This is a genomic window from Streptomyces sp. NPDC037288 (assembly GCF_055603265.1).
Map to the genome: position 1 here is coordinate 251,701 of NZ_JBVJVY010000006.1, position 15,891 is coordinate 267,591.

Here is a 15,891-nt window from a genome sequence, read left to right on the forward strand (position 1 = left end):
TGGTCCGCCGGGACCGACGGCTGGCGCGCCGCCAGCGGAAGTGAGAGCCGGGACGGCGTTCAGAAGTCGATGTTCGAGTGCTGGAACCCTTCGCCCAGTGCGTAGAGCGCGACGACCCACATCACCAGGGTGCCGAGGAGCGCACCGGCCGCCGCCCACACCGCGGCCCGGCGCCGCAGCAGCGCCCCGGTGGTCCCGAGGAACACGGCACCGACGACCGGCCCGCCGAGGAGCGACAGCCCCCAGTCCACGGCCGACATCACGGGGGTGCCCTGCCCCCGGCAGCCGGCCGGCCGGCCGAGACAGGCGAGCGTGTCCTGACTGAGGCGGTACCACCCGTAGAGCTGGGGCAGCAGCAGGAGCGCGGTCGCCACCAGCAGCGCGGCGACCGGGCCGCGGTCCGGCGCGGAAGAGGATGCGGTCACGCCGCCATCCTGGTCAGGTACCGGCGCCCGGCACATCCGCTGTCGTACTCATCCGCCGTCAGCAGCCGTTGTCCGGGAGCAGGGGCACGACCTGCACACGGGCGTGGTCGCCGGCGTCCACGACCCGGTCGTAGTCGGTGCGGTCGACGCGGTACCAGACGTCGTTGCGCCTGCGGTCGCCGTTGACGTCGTCCAGGCGGACGCACCAGCGCTCGGGGCGCAGTTGCCTGCGGTAGGTCTCGGTGCCGTCCTGGACCCTGCGGCAGGTGCGGCGGCTCCCGTGGGTGCCGGTCGTGCAGTGCCTGACCAGGTGCGGACGGGTGGCCCGGGTGGTCTGCCGGGAGATGTGGCGGGCCGTGTCCCTGAGGCCGTGGACGGGATCGGGGGCGTCATCTCCCTTCCCGCCGCCGCAGGCGGTGAGAGCGGCCAGCAGGAGCGCTGTCACTCCGGCCGCGCTCAGGCGCTTGCCGAACATGGTGTTGAACACGTGTTTCTCCCCCGGTTGCCGGACGCTTGACGTCCCCATCACGTTAACGGGGGGTGCTTCCCCCCTGTCCCGCCGCGTGCCGCGCCGCGGGCTCAGCCGAGGCAGACCAGGACGAGGCAGAGGTGGTCGTGCGAGGTCGAGCCGGTGGCCGGGGTGGTCGAGGTGCCGCTGCCCGTGCCGGTGGAGGACGTCGGCTGTGTCGCCGTACCGGAGCCGCTGGTGCCCGTGCTGCCGCTGCTTCCGGTGCTGGTGCTGGTGCCGGTGCCCGTGCCCGTGTCCGTGCTCGTGCCGGAGGAGGACGGTGCGGTGGTCCGCGGCTGTGGGGCGGCCGGTGCGGCCGGGCGCGGGGCCGTCGCCGCGGCGTGCGGGTGGCCGGCGGACTGGGCCGTGCGGGACACGGGCGTGAGGGTCTGGTGCCGGGGGACGTCGACGGCGGCCGTCCGCGCGGTCCGTGCCGTCGGGGTGGCGGGCGTGAGCCGGTGGTGCGTGGTGGTGGCGGGCGGTGCGGGCGTGGACGCCGGGCGGCTGGTAGCGGCCGACGGCTCGTCGGTGAGGCCCATGCTGCGGTGGTCCGGTGCGCTGGCCGCCTGGGCCCGGTCGCCGGAGCCGCGGTCCAGCGAGGCGAGCGTCAGGCCGCCGCCGACCAGCGCGACGGCGGTCGCCACCACGGCCCGGCGCCGGCTCTTCTTCCAGCGGGCCCGCTGCCGACGCCGCGCCGCGCGTCCCCGGGGAGCGGGCGGCGCATCCGCGACATCGGCGCGTGGCGTGTCCGTGGCCACGGCGGGCCGCGCCGTGGGGGCCGACTCGGTGCCGGACAAGCCGTGGCCGGCGAGCGGCGCCGACGCTTCCCTCCCGCCGGCGGTCGTGCTCTCGGTGCCGAAGCCGGTGGTGCCGAAGCCGTTCGTGCCGGAACCGGTCGGGGTGAAACCGTCGGTGCCCGGCGGGGCTATGTCCGGGGCGTAGGCACCGCACCCTGGACAGACCAGGGCGCCGTTGAGGTGACGGCGGCACGAGGAGCAGTAGTCCATTTGTGGTCTTCCTGAGTCCAGGGGGAGCGGCGAGCAGTCACGCTAACGAGCCTTTCGAAAGGCTGTGTGCAGCCCGTGTGGCTCTCCTGCGCAGATTCGTGGGGTCCCGCGCGGGTGGCTGCACACCGGACGGCAGGAGGACACGCATGCTCGGCACAGAGTTCCGCACCGGCTCGCCCATCTGGATCGACCTCGGCAGCCCCGACACGCACACCGCCGCGGCCTTCTACGGCGCCGTCTTCGGCTGGCAGTTCGCCTCCGCCGGCCCGGAAGCGGGCGGCTACGGCTTCTTCCAGAAGAACGGCGGCACGGTGGCCGCCCTCGGCCCGCTGACCGAGGAGGGGGCGACGTCCGCCTGGATGACGTACTTCCGCACCGACGACGCCCAGGCCACCGCACGGGCCGTGACCGACGCCGGCGGTACGGTGCGCGCCGAGCCGGTGAGCATGAAAGACGCCGCCTTCGCCCAGTTCACCGACCCGCAGGGCGCGCAGTTCGCCGTGCTCCAGTCGGGGCAGGGCCTGCAGCGGGTGTCGGAGGACGACACGCTGGTGTGGGTGGAACTGCACGTCGGCGACCCGGCGGCGGCCATCGGCTTCTACCGCGGGCTGTTCGGCTGGCGCGCCCAGGAGATGCAGGCGCCGGGCATGACGTACCAGGTGCTCAGCATTGCCGAGGGCGACCAGCAGGAGGGTTCCTTCGGCGGCGTGGCCCCGCTGCAGGACGGCCGGGAGGACGCGCGCTGGGTGCCGTACTTCGCCGTGGCCGACGCGGACGCGATCGCCGCCGCGGTGCGCGACAACGGCGGCACGGTGCTGATGCCGGCCGCGAACGTGCCCGGCGTCGGCCGCATCGCCTGGCTGGCCGACCCCGCCCAGGCGGTGTTCGCCGTACTCAGGCCGGACCCGCGTCAGGCGTGAACGGGCGGTGGGTGCGCCTCGGCGGCGGGTCGTGGTGCCGGCCGTAAGGGATGGCGGCGGGCTGACCGAGCGCAGTGCTGCTCCAGTAGCTTTCCGCCGGTGAAGTAGCTTGCGGACTCGTCCGGATCACCTCACTCACCGGAGAGTCGCACATGCCCCGCAAGGCGCCGTACCTCGCCGTGGCCGACGCGCTGCGCGCCCGGGTGCTCGCGGGCGAGTGGGCGATCGGCGAGCGGCTGCCGTCCCGGGCGCGCCTCGCCGAGGAGTACGGCGTCGGGCGCAACGTCATGCAGCGGGCCGTGGACCGCCTGATCATCGAGGATCTGCTCGAAGGGCGCGCGGGCTCCGGCACGTACGTCCGTACGCCGCGCGAGCGCCTGCGGATGGTGCGCTCCTGGCACCGTGAGCACCGGGGCTCCCTGGCCCTCGCCGGCCGGCGGGAGCGGGGCCGGGCCGCCGCCTGGGACGCGCACAGCCTGGTCCGCGTCCCCGCCCCCGAGGCCGTCGCCGAGCGGCTCTCCATCGAACCCGGGGACCCCTGCGTCAACACGCAGTACGAGTTCCTCGCCAACGGGCAGCCCGTCCAGCTCTCCGACTCCTGGGAGCCGATGGCCGTCACGGAGGGCACGCCGGTCGTCCTGCCCGAGAGGGGTCCGCTCGCGGGCAAGGGAGTCGTGGAGCGCATGCGTGCCATCGGCGTGGTCGTCGAGACCGTCGTCGAGGTGCCGCGCCCGGCCCGTGCCGACCGGGCGGAGGCGAACCTGCTCGGGATCGGCGTCGGGGACCTGGTGCTCCGCATCGAGCGGACCATCTACGACACCGACGGACGCCCGGTGGAGACCGCCGACATCGTCATTCCGGACGTACGCCGCGAGGTCGTCTACGAGTTCGCCGTCGACGTGAGGTCGTGAGCCGATGCGCCTGCGCCCGCGTGACGGGGACTTCGGGCTGCTGTTCGCCGCCACCGCGCTCGGTCAGCTGGGCGACCGCATCCTCTTCCTGGCGCTGCCGATGGTCGCCATCGTCGCGCTGCACGCCGACGCGTTCCAGGTCGGACTGCTGACCGCGCTCACCACGGCGGGCTCGCTGCTCGTGGGACTGCCGGCCGGGGCCTGGGTGGACCGGATGCGCAAGCGGTCGGTGCTGGTCGCCGCCGACCTCGCGCGGGCGCTGGTGCTCGTCACGGTACCGACGGCGTGGTGGACCGGTCTGCTGTCGGTCCGCTGGCTCTACGGCGTCGCACTGGTCCACGGGGTGCTGACCGTGTTCTTCGACGTCGCGTACGCCGGCTTCCTGCCGCACCTGGTGGGGCGCGGACGACTCGTCGAGGCGAACGCGAGGCTGTCGGCCGTCCGCTCGGTGACCAGTATCAGCGGGCCGGCCGTGGCGGGTCCGCTGGCCGGCTGGGCCGGAGCGCCGGCGGCGCTCGTGGCGAGCGCGGTCGGGATGGCCGCGTCGGGGTTCCTCGCGAGCCGTATCCGCAAGCGTGAGACGAAGCCGGGCGCGGGTGCAAGGAGCGGGACGAGTCAGCGGCACCGACTGCGCCGGGAGATCAAGGAGGGGCTGACGTTCGTGCTCGGCCAGCCCGTCCTGCGCGCGACCGTACTCGGCGACGCGGTCTTCAACCTCTTTCTCGTGATGTACCAGACCATGCTGCTGGTCTTCCTCGAACGGGAGGCGGGCCTCGGGCCGTCCGCCGTCGGCCTGGTTCTGTCGGGCATGGGCTGCGGTGCCCTGCTGGGTGCGCTGCTGGCGACCCGTGTCTCGCGGCGGCTCGGGCAAGGCCCCGTCATCTGGCTCGCGCCGCTCGCCACCTGCCCGCTGACCGCCGTGATGCCGGCCGCGCGACCGGGGTGGGGCGTGTGCGCGGCGGCGGTCGGGCTCGCGGCCCTCTCGCTGGGCGGGGTGGTCCGCGTGGTGGCCCAGGCGAGCGTCCAGCAGGCCCTCACCCCGGACCGGCTCCTGGGCAGGATGGGTGCGACGGCCCGGTTCGTCTCCTGGGGCGGCCTGCCGCTCGGCGGAGTCCTGGGCGGGGCCTCGGGCTCGGCGTTCGGAGCGGCGCCCACCTTGTGGCTCGGCGCGGCCGGCATGACGCTGAGCTTCCTGCCGGCCTTCCTCTCACCGCTGCGCACCCTGCGCACCACGGGCCCGTCGCCGCTCCCGGCCGGGTAGCCGCGCGCTGCGACTCCACTGGGAGCGGCGCACGCTTGCCGCCGCGCCACCGTCCGGACCCGCGCCGACGGCTCGTCGGGCGCGTCCCCGGGTCCCGGCCTCCCGCAGGAAGCGCGGACGCCCGGAACAATTCGGGCGTGCAGCGCGCTGTTCCCCATGCGCAGTGAGCGGAGCCGACCGGTGGAGGAGCGTGAACCGATGGCGGGCACGGCAGGCACGGCAGGCACGGCAGGCACGGCAGGCACGGCGACGACGGTGGGGACGGCGGAGCACGACCGGCGTGACACCCCTCTCGTGACCAGGTGCGGACGCACGATCGACGTGCGGTGCCTGTGGCTCGGCCGTCCGGAGCGTCCCGTCGGCCGGATCACGCTGGACGTGGGCGAGGACCAGGGCGGTGAGCCCGGAGTCTGGGCGGCACTCACCCCGGACGAGGCACGGGACCTGGCCCGCCTGCTGCTTCAGCAGGCGGGCACGGCCGAACGGCCCGCCGCCGACCGTCCGTAGCCCGGCTCAGCCCGGCCGGCCCGGTTCAGCCCCCCGAGGGCTCGTCGGCGCCCAGCTCGCGCGGACGGCCGTGGTGGGCCGTCCGGGCGGTGCCCGGTGTGCGCGGCGAGCTAGGATCCCGGCCATGGCCCTGACCGCGAACGACGTGGACCGGTTCGAGGCCTCCAGGTCACGTCTGGAGGCCATCGCCTACCGCCTGCTCGGCTCGGCGAGCGAGGCGGAGGACGCCGTGCAGGACACGTTCCTGCGCTGGCAGGCGGCCGACGTCCGGCGCATCGAGGTCCCCGAGGCGTGGCTGACGAAGGTGCTCACCAACCTGTGTCTCAACCAGCTCACCTCGGCCCGCGCCCGGCGCGAGACGTACGTGGGCCAGTGGCTTCCCGAGCCGCTGCTCGCCGGTGACCCGATGCTCGGCCCGGCCGACACCGCCGAACAGCGCGAGTCGGTGTCGTACGCGGTCATGGCCGTACTGGAGCGGCTGTCCCCGGGCGAGCGCGCCGTGTACGTCCTCCGGGAGGCCTTCGGCTACCCGCACCGGGAGATCGCCGAGATCCTCGACGTCAGCGAGGCCGCCAGCCAGCAGATCTTCCACCGCGCCAGGAAGCACGTCGCGGACGGCCGGGCCCGTGCCGAGATCGACGAGGCCACCGCCCGGCGGATCATCGACGAGTTCCTCGTGGCCGCCACCAGCGGCCGGACCGAGCCGCTCGTACGGCTGCTCACCCAGGACGCCGTCGCGATCGGCGACGGCGGCGGGAAGGTCCCGGCCCGCGCCAAGGCGTTCGAGGGCGCCCTCGCGGTCGCGAAGTTCATGCGGGGCCTGTTCAAACCCAGCAAGGCCAAGCACGCCCTGGTCGGCGGCTCGCCCGAGGTCCACGCCACGACCGCCAACGGCGGCCCGGCCCTCGTGGCGGTCCTCGACGGGCGGGTCATCGGCGTCATGTGCCTGGAGATCACCCCCGAGGGCATCGCCGCGTTCCGCAACCAGGTCAACCCCGACAAGCTCGAACGCGCGACTCGGCGGTGGGCGGCCACGGACCATGGAGAACCCCTGTTGAGGGCCTTCTGACCACCTTCTGACCGCATCCGATCGCTATGTGAGCTGCTTCACACCACGTTCCTGTCAGGAAACGGCGGGCCGCCCGGTTCAAGGGGCGAATCCGCTGAAGCGCATCCGCCGGAAGCGCATCCGCAGAAGACAGGAGCAGGGACATGCAGCACCGCATCGTCGTCCTCGGAGCCGGATACTCCGGAGCCATCGCCGCCGGGCGCCTCGCCAAGCGGCTGCACCGCGAGGACGTCGCCATCACGCTCGTCAACGCCGAGCCCGACTTCGTCGAGCGCGTCCGGCTGCACCAGCTCGCGGCCGGCCAGGATCTCAGGCCCCGGCCCTTCAGCGAGATGTTCGCGGGCACCGGCGTGGAACTGAGGCTGGCGAAGGTCACCGGTGTCGACGTCGACCGCAGGACCGTGACCGTCAACGGCACCGGCCCTGAAGAGGAGTTGGCGTACGACACCCTCGTGTACGCCCTCGGCAGCGGCTGGAGCGACCAGGGCGTCCCCGGTACGGCCGAGCACGCCCACGAGATCGCCAGTCGCGCCGGCGCACTCCGGCTGCGCGAGCGCCTGGCCGGCCTGGACGCCGGAGCGCCCGTGGTCGTGGTCGGCGGCGGCCTCACCGGCCTGGAGGCCGCGACCGAGATCGCCGAGGCCCGCCCCGACCTCGACGTCGCCCTCGCCGCCCGCACCGGCCTCGGCGACTGGCTCTCGCCCAAGGGCCGCCGGCACCTGCGGAGGGTCTTCGACGGGCTGGGCATCACCGTGCACGAACAGGCCGTCGTCACCGCCGTCGGGAGCGACCGCGTCACCACCGCCGAGGGCCGGACGATCCCCGCCGCGGTCACCGTGTGGACCACCGGCTTCGCCGTCCACCCGATCGCGCAGGCCACCACCCTGGAAGTCACCGGTACCGGCCGGATCGTGGTCGACCGGACCATGCGCTCGGTCTCGCACCCGGACGTGTACGCCATCGGTGACGCGGCGATGGCGAAGGGCCCCGGCGACAAGCCGCTGCGGATGTCGTGCGCCTCGGGCGTCCCCACCGCATGGCAGGCCGCCGACGCCATCGCGGCCCGCCTGACCGGCGGCAGGCCGCCGAAGGTGCCGTTCCGCTACTTCAACCAGTGCATCTCGCTGGGCCGCAGGGAAGGCCTGATCCAGTACGTCACCGCCGATGACCGCGCCGTCCGGGCGGCCCTGACCGGACGCCTCGCCGCCCGCTACAAGGAACTGGTCTGCAAGGGCGCGGCCTGGGGCGTCGCCAACCCGACGATGGGGGTGCCGACCCGGCGCCACCGCGTGGCACGCCCTCCGGTCCAGACCCCCTCCCCGGCCGGGACCCGGGCCTGAGCCGCCAACCGCCGGCGGAACGGCGGCCCTCGACGCTCTCCTCGTGAGGGCCCCCCGGCCCCCGCCGGGCTGCGGACGACCGCGAGACCCGGCCGTCGGCCCGGACGGAGGCCGGGCCGCCCATCTCAGCGTGTCGACCGCTCCCTCCCGGCGGGGACGAGGCCTCGCGCAGGCCACGGCGTCGGCAGCCGTGGCGCACGCCCTCACCGCCGGACTGCTGCCGCAACGGCGCGCCCTCTGGGGGCGACGGTGCCCCGGTGACCGTGCGGTCAACGCGCCGACGGGCCGGACAGGCCGTCCAGTTCGGCGGCGAAGAGCTGCGCCGGGTCGAATCCCATCCCGGTGAAGTGGCCGGCGAGTTCCAGGGACAGGACGCCGTGCAGCCGGGTCCAGAAGGCCAGGGCCCGGTGGAGAACCGCGGGCGGGGCGGGGTGGCCGGCCGCCCAGTCCCGGTGGTCTTCGAGGTGCGCGTCGAACGGCGTCGCCGGGCCGTCCGGGGGCGGCGTGGCGCAGGCGTCCAGGAGGGTCGCCATGATCTCGGACGCGGTCGCGGTGATGTCGTCGGGCGCGTGGTAGCCGGGGACGGGCGTGCCGTAGACGAGGAAGTAGCGCTGGGGGTCCGCCAGGGCCCATCCCCGCAGGGCGTGCGCCAGCGCGACCATGTCGGCACCGGTCTGTGAGGCCGCGCGGAAGGTGTCGGCGAGGCTTCGGTACGCGTCCCTGACGAGCTCGGTGATCAGTTCGTCACGGCTGCCGAAGTACCGGTACAGCGCGGGTCCGCTCATGCCCATCCGTTTGGCGATCGCGTTGAGGGAGAGCGCGGACGCGCCCGCCGCGGCGATCTGCTCCCACGCCCGGTCCTTGATCTCCGTACGCACCTGGGCGCGGTAGCGCTCGCGCGGGGTCTTCGCTTCGGAACTCACCATGGTTAGAGGTTATCACTGAAGTTATTGACACTCGCATGCCCGTTGAGTTACAACTTCTAACGAACGCGAAAGCAAGTAACTCAAGCGGTGGAGGTCGTCATGCACAGCGAAGGACTCGTCGAGGTCGTCCTGCCGGGCAAGGTCGAGCCCGAAGGACTCCGGATCCGGCACGGAGTCGTCCCCGCCGCGGGCCCGGGGCAGGTCGTGATCCGCATGGAGGCCACCGGCGTCTCCTTCGCCGAGCAGCAGATGCGGCGTGGCCGCTACTACGACCAGCCGCCGTTCCCGTTCGTCCCCGGTTACGACCTCGTGGGTACGGTGCTGGCGACCGGCGAGGGCGTCGAGCCGGGCCTCGCCGGCACCCGGGTCGCCGCGCTGGTCAAGGTCGGCGGCTGGGCCAGCCACGTGCTCGTCGACGCGGCGGACGTGGTGCCGGTGCCCGACGGGATCGGTGCCGCGGAGGCGGAGACCCTCGTCGTCAACGGCATCACCGCCTGGCAGATGCTGCACCGCAAGGCCCGCGTCCGCGCGGGGCAGACCGTCGTGGTGCACGGCGCCAACGGCGGCGTCGGCTCGGTCCTGGTCCAGCTCGCCCAGGCGGCGGGCGCGCACGTGATCGGCACGGCGTCCGCGCACCACCACGACGCGCTGCGGGAGAGGGGCGTCACTCCCGTCGACTACCGCACCGGCGACGTCGGCGCACGGATCCGCGAACTCGCCCCCCACGGGGTGGACGCCGTGTTCGACCACGTCGGCGGCAGCGGCATCGTCGACTCCTGGCGCCTCCTCGCCCCCGGCGGCACCCTCGTCTCGTACGGCAGCGCCTCCACCCGTGACGCCGAGGGCTCCAAGCAGTGGCCCGTACTGAAGCTCCTCGGCCGGGTGTGGCTGTGGAACGCCCTGCCCAACCGCCGGCACGCCTGCTTCTTCAACGTCTGGGCCGGGCGGGCGCTGGCCAGGAACCGGTTCCGGTCCCGGCTGCGTGCCGACCTCACCCAGGTCTTCGCCGCGTACCAGCGGGGGGAGGTCACCGCGCAGATCGCCGCCCGGTTGCCGCTCGCCCGTGTCGCGGACGCCCTGCGGCTGGCCGAGTCCGGCACGGTCGCAGGCAAGGTCGTACTGAACCCGTAGGGCTACGAATGCTTCCCGCCGCCCTTCCCGCCGCCGGCCCGGCCGCCCCCGCCGCTCGTCCCGCCGTTCCGGGTCTTGTCACCGGACGTACCGCCGGTCTTGTCACCGGACGTGCCGCCGGTCTTGTCACCGGACGTGCCGCCCGCGTGGGCACCGGATGTACCGGTGCGGGCCGTGCCGTCGCCGGGGTCCGCGCCACCCGCGCCGGCCGGACCCTTCGGCCCGGCCGTCGTGCGCGTCAGCTGCTCGGAGCAGTAGGCGGCGACCTTGTTCTTTCCGCCGGCGGCTGCGACGAGCCGCTGCCACGCCCGCGCGTCGAGTGCCTTGCCACGCTCCTCGACCTGCTCGTAGGCGCGGCAGTGGGCCTCGGTGTCCTGGGCACGGGAGGGCCGGTCCGCCGGCCCGGGGCCGCCGGAGGCCGCCGACGGGGCCGCACCGCCCGGCCGGCCCGGGGCGACCGCCGACGGGTGTGCGGCCCCCCGGCCGGTGCCGGCGGCGTCGGTCGACGAGCGCGCGGAACCGATGGCCGCGACCGCGACACCGCCCAGGGTGAGGCTGGCGAAGACCACGCCGAACGTCATCCGCAGCGGGCGCCGGAGGCGCCGCTCCCGGGGCAGCCGCCAGTCGTCCCGCCGCCGGGTACGCGCCCGGCGCGCGCCCGCGCCGTGGGCGGCGGCCCGGAAGGCGGCCAGGGCCCGCTGCTCGGCCTCGGGGTCGAGGTGGTCGGCGCGGATGACGGTGGCCAGCAGCGCTTCCAGCGGGGATTCCTGTGCGTCCCACGGGCCGGACACGGCGCCCCCAGGGTGCACACGCCGACGGCCCGGGACTCCGTCGGCGCTCAGCCGTTCACCCATGTGCGTTTCCGCTCCTGTCCGGCAGTTTCGATTCGTTCGGCGTAGAGGCGTGATGCCTTTCCGTACGCATACTGTCGACGTCGTTGTTCATTTCGGCGTCGTAGTTCATTCGGTGTTGTAGTTCATGTCGACTCCCCCAGCGTGCGGGGAGCCCCATCCGTCACACCCTCCGCCGCCTCGCCGCCGGCGCCCAGTTGGCGGGCGAGGCGTTTGAGGCCCCGGTGGGCGGCCGTGCGCACCGCTCCCGGGCGCTTGCCGAGCACGCGCGCGGTGGCGGGACCGTCCAGGCCGACGACGACCCGCAGGAGCACGGCCTCGGCCTGGTCCCGGGGCAGCCCGCGGACCAGGGCGAGGGCCCGCTCGGTGGAGAGACCCTCCAGGGCCTGCTCATGGGTGCTGTACGGGGAGGGCAGGTCGAGTACGTCCTGTTCCGTGCCTCCGGCCCGGGGCCGTACCCGTTGCCGGCGCAGATGGTCCAGGGCCCGGTGCCGGGCGATCGTCGCGGTCCAGCCCCGGAAGCCGGCGCCGTCGCCCTTGAACCGTCCGAGGTCGCGGGCTATCTCCAGCCAGGCGTCGGACGCCACGTCCTCCGCGTCGTCGCCGACGATGCCGTGCAGGTAACCGAGCAGGCCAGGCTGCACGATCCGGTAGGCGACCGCGAAAGCGGTCTCGTCGCCGTCCTGGGCCCGCGCGACTGCCGCGCCCAGTTCCCCGTCGTACGCCTGTACGCGCCGTGGTTGCCGTACCTGGCCCAAGACTGTCCTCGTTCGCACCGGTCCACAGCGATTCGCTGCCGTCCGCCGATCTCCGGTCACATCGACGGCCCCATGGTGACCAGCGTCCGGGCTCACGGAAATGTCACCACGCGCCCGGGCCCGGGGTGGTGGCCGCCCGGCTTCACCGGTTCCCTCCGCGTACGGGCCCGGCCGGCGGTGTGTCCCAAGTGCCGCCCGCAACAGTGCAGTTGACCGAAAGTCCCCGCCGGTGGACAGCACTTCGCCCCGCCGGAACACCGGCGGGGCGAAGGGGGCGGAGTCGGCGCCTTCGGTCTACTTGGTGAAGGCCGCGACGCCGTTCGGGGTACCGAGGCCCGTCGGGCCGTCGTAACCCTTGCCTGCCTTGCACTGGTAGTCGCTGCAGGACCCGTTGGTGCCGTCGGTGACGTCGTTCAGCTTGTCCGGGTGGGCGTACGGGTAGGACGCCGGGACGTCGTCGGCGGCCGGGGCGCCCGCGAGGGCGTAGACGCCGGCGATGAACGGGGAGGAGGCGCTGGTGCCGCCGTACACGTTCCAGCCGCTGGCCTGGTAGGTGTCGTAGACGGCGAGGCCGGTGGCCGGGTCGGCGACGGCCGCGACGTCGGCGACGCTGCGCTTGGTGCAGCCGGTGTCCTTCTGCCAGGACGGCTTGGCGTCGTACGACGAGCAGCCCGAGCCCGCTCCCTCACCGCCGGCGGACGTGCCCCAGACGGACTCGGAGTAGCCGCGGGTGCTGCCGTCCTTCTTGAGCGAGGTGCCGCCGACGGCCGTCACGTACTGGGAGGCGGCCGGGTACTCGGTGCCGTAGCCGCTGTCGCCGGAGCTGACGGTGATGGCGACGCCGGGGTGCTTGAAGTACTTGTCGTCCGCGGAGGTGTCGGCCGCCTCCTCGTTGCCGCCGTAGCTGTTGGAGACGTACTTGGCGCCCTGCTTGACGGCCTGGTTCACGGCCGCGCCGAGGTCGTCCATGCTGGCGGACTTGGCCTCGACGAGCAGGATGTGGCACTGGGGGCAGGCGGCGCTGACCATGTCGACGTCGAGGGAGATCTCGCCGGCCCAACCCTGGTCGGGCGCCGGGTAGTTGGTGCCGCCGTCCTGGTCGGTCTTCTTGAAGCAGCCGTTGCTCGTGCTGCACTCCGGCAGGCCGTACTGGGACCGGTAGGCCGCCAGGTCCTTCTCGGCGTTCGGGTCGTCGTTCGCGTCGACGATCGCGACGGTGGCGCCCTTGCCGCCGTCCTTCGGCAGGTTGTACGCGGCCCGCAGATCGGCCGGTCCGAAGCCCTTGGGGGTGTCGTGGCGGCCGAGGGACCGCTGCGCCTTCAGGTCGGTGCGGACGACTGCCTGGCACGCCATGTAGCCGGGCTTGCTCGGCTCCGAGCAGAGCCGGTGGGTGGGCACCGCGGAGGCGGTGGGCGATGCGGCGGTCGTCGCCGTCGCGAACGCCGCCGACTGCGAGGCGACGGCCAGGCCGCCGGTGATCAGGGCCGCTGCGGACAGAAGCGCGGGCGCGCCGCGGCGTATCAGGGTCCTTCTGCGGTGAGAACGCAATGAACTGCCCTCCGTGGGGGGATGGGGTGGGCCTCACGACGGCGCGAACCGGTGTGACTGTCAAGTGCATGACAATCAGTCGGCGTTGGGGGGTGCCGAAGCGAAGCCGCCTTCCGGGCAATGTTGTCGGTCGGTCGACCGATGGGTTGCTGCCACCCCGGTCAGTGGTGGCTACTGAAGAGGCTATGGACAGTTTGCCGAAGAGAACAGGGCCAGTTGGTAAAACCTTGGCCTCAACTCGTCGGCACCAGAGGTACCTTGTGCAGCCATGGAGCTTGAAGACGGAACCATCAACGACCTGATGTCGCTGGGCCTGGCCCGGTACGAGGCACGGGTCTACCTGACGCTCATCAGGCGTGGTTCCTACACGGCCGCCGAGGTGGCCCGGGAGGCCGACGTGCCGCGCCAGCGTGTCTACGACGTGCTGGACGCACTCGTGCGGCGGCAGCTGGCCACCACCCATCCCGGGCGAGTGGCCACGTACTCCGCCGTCACGCCGGAGCTGGGCCTCGCCCGGCTGATGGCGGTGCAACGGGAGTCGGTCGACCGGCTGGAGCGGGTCTCGCAGGGCCTGGCCGGCATCCTGCAGCCCCTCTGGTTCCAGGGCCGCGACCACACCGACCCGCTGGACTACATCGAGATCCTGCGCGACCCGAAGGCGATCTCCGAACGCTTCGCCGACATCCAGCGGCAGGCGCGACACGAACTTCTCACCTTCTGCAAGCCGCCGTTCGTCGCCCCGGCCGAGAACACGGAGGGCATGGAGGTGGTCCGCCGGCTGCACCGGGCGGGCGGCACCGTCCGCGCGATCTACCTCGACGACGCCCTGGACGACCCCGAGACGGTGGAACACGTACGGCGCTTCGCCGCCGCGGGCGAGGAGGCCCGCTTCGCCCCCGAACTGCCGCTGAAACTCGTCATCGCCGACGCCTCCCTGGTGCTGTGCGACATGCCCGACCCGGTGGCCGGCGCGGGCTCCACCACCACCCTCTTCATCGAGCACCCCGCCCTGGCGGCCTGCCTGCGGCTGGCCTTCCACACCGTGTGGAAGGACGCCGCGCCCGGGCCGGAGACCAGACCGGCGCCGTGAGAAGGGGTCTGACGGGGTGTAGACCGTGCAGGGAGCCGTCGCGACCGGGTGATCCTCGGGGCCCCGGATGGCTCCGTCGATGAGCGCTGGGGCGAATGTCGGATTAGCCTCCGAAATGAGCGCGAAGTGGATCTTTATGTCGGCGCGCTCCACACGACCCGAGGAGGACACATGCGCAAGCTCTCCAAGGCCGCTGTCGCGGCCGCGGTTGTCGCTAGCGTGAGCTTCATAGCCACCGGCACCGCCACCGCCGCCGCCCCCGCCCAAGGCGCGGTCATGCATCGCGGCGGGTGCGTCGACATCCTGGGTGAGGTGGGCATCCTCAACGGCCTAGGCGGCAACTTGCTGAACGGCGAGGGCAATCCAGGCGCGCAGTTCACCGAGTGTTAGCCGGTCACCCAGCTCACCGACTTGGATCTCGGCGCCGGGCCACAGGCCCGCCGCCCACCCGGCCCCCAGTGGCCTGTCTTCATGTGAGAAGTGGATGCCGAAGGCCCCGGACCGCGACCGGTCCGGGGCCTTTGCGTGGCGTCCGGGAAGTCCCGCTCGTCGAGCCGGCACCGCTGTACGCGTGGCCGCCGGCCTGGCGCGAGTCCTCCAGGCACCCCCTCCTCGACCCTTCTGCGCGACCGAGTCCGGCGGGCCGGTGGCGCAGAGGGGTCAGGGCAGCAGGACGGCCTTGCCGCGGTTGCGGTGGGCCTCCAGGTCGGTGTGGGCCCGCGCCGCTTCCGCCAGGGGGTAAGTGCGCCAGACCGGCACCGTGAGCCTGCCGGCGGCGGCCAGCCGCACGAGCTCCGGCAGGGACTCCCCGGCCTGGTCGGCGCCGTCGGCACCGCCGGCGCTGAAGCGCACACCGTGCTGCGCGGCGGACATGTCGGCGATGGTGATGACGCGTGCGCTGTCACCGGTCAGGGCGACCGAGTCGGCGAGCACGCCCGCGCCGGAGGCGTCGAAGACGAAGTCGACGCCCCGCGGCGCCGCGGCCCTCACCCGCTCCACCCAGCCCTCGCCGTAGCGGACCGCGGCGGCAGCGAGGGCGGAAACACGCTCGATGTCGTGCTCGCCGACCGTTCCGACGACGGTGATGCCACGGGCGACGGCCAGCTGTACCGCGAGGGAACCGACACTGCCGCCGGCGCCGTGGACGAGCAGGGTCTGACCTGCCTGCACGCCCAGCTGCCCGAGGACACGCGATGCGGTCCGGCCGACCGTGACCAGCGAGGCGGCGACCTCCCACGACAGGGCCTCGGGCTTGGCCACCGGCTGGTCGAGCAGGGCGTACTCGCTGTAGCTGCCGCCGACGGCGGCACCGAGGACCTCGTCGCCCTCGGCCGCGTCGGCTCCCTCGCCGACGGCGTCGACGACACCGGCCGCGTCCAGGCCGGGGATCACGGGGAAGCGGGCGGGGACGGTGCGGGCCATCAGGCCGGACCGGATCTTGATGTCGAGAGGGTTCACGGAGGCGGCTCGCACTCGGATCCGGACCTGGCCCGGGCCGGGCTCCGGCGTGGCGACCTCGGACAGCCGCAGTACTTCGGGCGTGCCGTACTCGGAGAAGGTGATCGCTTTGGACATGGGAACTCCCAGGGGGAAACGGGTGAGGACGAGAACCGCCGCACGCCTCTGTGACTCACTGTGC

17 protein-coding genes are annotated in these 15,891 nt (G+C 73.4%); 9 read left to right on the forward strand and 8 right to left on the reverse strand.

The genetic code is table 11. The annotated features are described in order from the left end of the window. Positions 1-59 precede the first annotated feature (59 nt). The 3 genes from ACZ7GZ_RS10090 to ACZ7GZ_RS10100 form a co-directional block, all read right to left on the reverse strand. Positions 60-425, reverse strand: coding sequence for a hypothetical protein (locus ACZ7GZ_RS10090; RefSeq protein ID WP_471022553.1), 366 nt, complete (start codon positions 423-425; stop codon positions 60-62). A 58-nt stretch (positions 426-483) separates the two neighbouring features. Next, positions 484-912, reverse strand: a complete 429-nt coding sequence (locus tag ACZ7GZ_RS10095; RefSeq protein WP_471022554.1) for a hypothetical protein — start codon at positions 910-912, stop codon at positions 484-486. Positions 913-1,004: 92 nt separating this feature from the next. Beyond that, the gene (locus ACZ7GZ_RS10100; RefSeq protein ID WP_471022555.1) at positions 1,005-1,940 is read right to left on the reverse strand and encodes an SCO2400 family protein; all 936 of its coding nucleotides are present in this window, start codon (positions 1,938-1,940) and stop codon (positions 1,005-1,007) included. A 146-nt stretch (positions 1,941-2,086) separates the two neighbouring features. Between ACZ7GZ_RS10100 and ACZ7GZ_RS10105 the strand changes: the two genes are divergently transcribed. The 6 genes from ACZ7GZ_RS10105 (at position 2,087) to ACZ7GZ_RS10130 (ending at position 7,948) form a co-directional block, all read left to right on the forward strand. Continuing rightward, on the forward strand, positions 2,087-2,860 hold the full coding sequence (locus tag ACZ7GZ_RS10105) for a VOC family protein (RefSeq protein WP_471022556.1): 774 nt from the start codon (positions 2,087-2,089) through the stop codon (positions 2,858-2,860). A 152-nt stretch (positions 2,861-3,012) separates the two neighbouring features. Continuing rightward, positions 3,013-3,771, forward strand: a complete 759-nt coding sequence (locus ACZ7GZ_RS10110; RefSeq protein WP_471022557.1) for a GntR family transcriptional regulator — start codon at positions 3,013-3,015, stop codon at positions 3,769-3,771. A 4-nt stretch (positions 3,772-3,775) separates the two neighbouring features. Beyond that, a complete protein-coding gene (locus ACZ7GZ_RS10115; RefSeq protein ID WP_471022560.1) occupies positions 3,776-5,032 on the forward strand; it encodes an MFS transporter in 1,257 nt (418 codons plus the stop codon). 198 nt (positions 5,033-5,230) lie between these two features. Next, complete coding sequence (locus tag ACZ7GZ_RS10120) at positions 5,231-5,539, forward strand: hypothetical protein (RefSeq protein ID WP_471022561.1); 309 nt, start codon at positions 5,231-5,233, stop codon at positions 5,537-5,539. A gap of 124 nt (positions 5,540-5,663) precedes the next feature. Next, entirely contained in the window at positions 5,664-6,608 is a 945-nt protein-coding gene (locus ACZ7GZ_RS10125; RefSeq protein ID WP_471022562.1) for an RNA polymerase sigma-70 factor, read from the forward strand. Positions 6,609-6,751: 143 nt separating this feature from the next. After that, positions 6,752-7,948, forward strand: a complete 1,197-nt coding sequence (locus tag ACZ7GZ_RS10130; protein WP_471022564.1) for an NAD(P)/FAD-dependent oxidoreductase — start codon at positions 6,752-6,754, stop codon at positions 7,946-7,948. A 269-nt stretch (positions 7,949-8,217) separates the two neighbouring features. On the opposite strand, the gene ACZ7GZ_RS10135 is transcribed toward ACZ7GZ_RS10130, so the two are convergent. Then, positions 8,218-8,874: a TetR/AcrR family transcriptional regulator gene (locus ACZ7GZ_RS10135; RefSeq protein ID WP_471022566.1), complete on the reverse strand. Its 657-nt coding sequence runs from the start codon at positions 8,872-8,874 to the stop codon at positions 8,218-8,220. Positions 8,875-8,973: 99 nt separating this feature from the next. On the opposite strand from ACZ7GZ_RS10135, the gene ACZ7GZ_RS10140 reads away from it, so the two are divergent. Next, positions 8,974-10,005 (forward strand): medium chain dehydrogenase/reductase family protein, encoded by a 1,032-nt coding sequence (locus ACZ7GZ_RS10140; protein WP_471022568.1) that lies wholly within the window; start codon positions 8,974-8,976, stop codon positions 10,003-10,005. 2 nt (positions 10,006-10,007) lie between these two features. Here the strand turns inward: ACZ7GZ_RS10140 and ACZ7GZ_RS10145 are convergent, their stop codons facing one another. From ACZ7GZ_RS10145 to ACZ7GZ_RS10155, 3 genes are all read right to left on the reverse strand, one after another. Then, entirely contained in the window at positions 10,008-10,859 is an 852-nt protein-coding gene (locus ACZ7GZ_RS10145; protein WP_471022570.1) for a hypothetical protein, read from the reverse strand. Between the two features lie 122 nt (positions 10,860-10,981). Then, the gene (locus tag ACZ7GZ_RS10150; RefSeq protein ID WP_471022572.1) at positions 10,982-11,614 is read right to left on the reverse strand and encodes an RNA polymerase sigma factor; all 633 of its coding nucleotides are present in this window, start codon (positions 11,612-11,614) and stop codon (positions 10,982-10,984) included. A gap of 294 nt (positions 11,615-11,908) precedes the next feature. After that, a complete protein-coding gene (locus ACZ7GZ_RS10155) occupies positions 11,909-13,162 on the reverse strand; it encodes a S53 family peptidase (RefSeq protein WP_471022573.1) in 1,254 nt (417 codons plus the stop codon). Positions 13,163-13,430: 268 nt separating this feature from the next. Between ACZ7GZ_RS10155 and ACZ7GZ_RS10160 the strand changes: the two genes are divergently transcribed. Both ACZ7GZ_RS10160 and ACZ7GZ_RS10165 read left to right on the forward strand, forming a co-directional pair. Further along, on the forward strand, positions 13,431-14,252 hold the full coding sequence (locus ACZ7GZ_RS10160) for a TrmB family transcriptional regulator (RefSeq protein ID WP_471022574.1): 822 nt from the start codon (positions 13,431-13,433) through the stop codon (positions 14,250-14,252). A 171-nt stretch (positions 14,253-14,423) separates the two neighbouring features. Next, positions 14,424-14,642 carry a hypothetical protein gene (locus ACZ7GZ_RS10165; RefSeq protein ID WP_471022575.1) on the forward strand — a complete coding sequence of 73 codons (219 nt, stop codon included), beginning with the start codon at positions 14,424-14,426 and terminating at the stop codon, positions 14,640-14,642. A gap of 270 nt (positions 14,643-14,912) precedes the next feature. Here the strand turns inward: ACZ7GZ_RS10165 and ACZ7GZ_RS10170 are convergent, their stop codons facing one another. After that, entirely contained in the window at positions 14,913-15,827 is a 915-nt protein-coding gene (locus ACZ7GZ_RS10170; RefSeq protein ID WP_471022578.1) for an NADP-dependent oxidoreductase, read from the reverse strand. Positions 15,828-15,891: the final 64 nt, after the last annotated feature.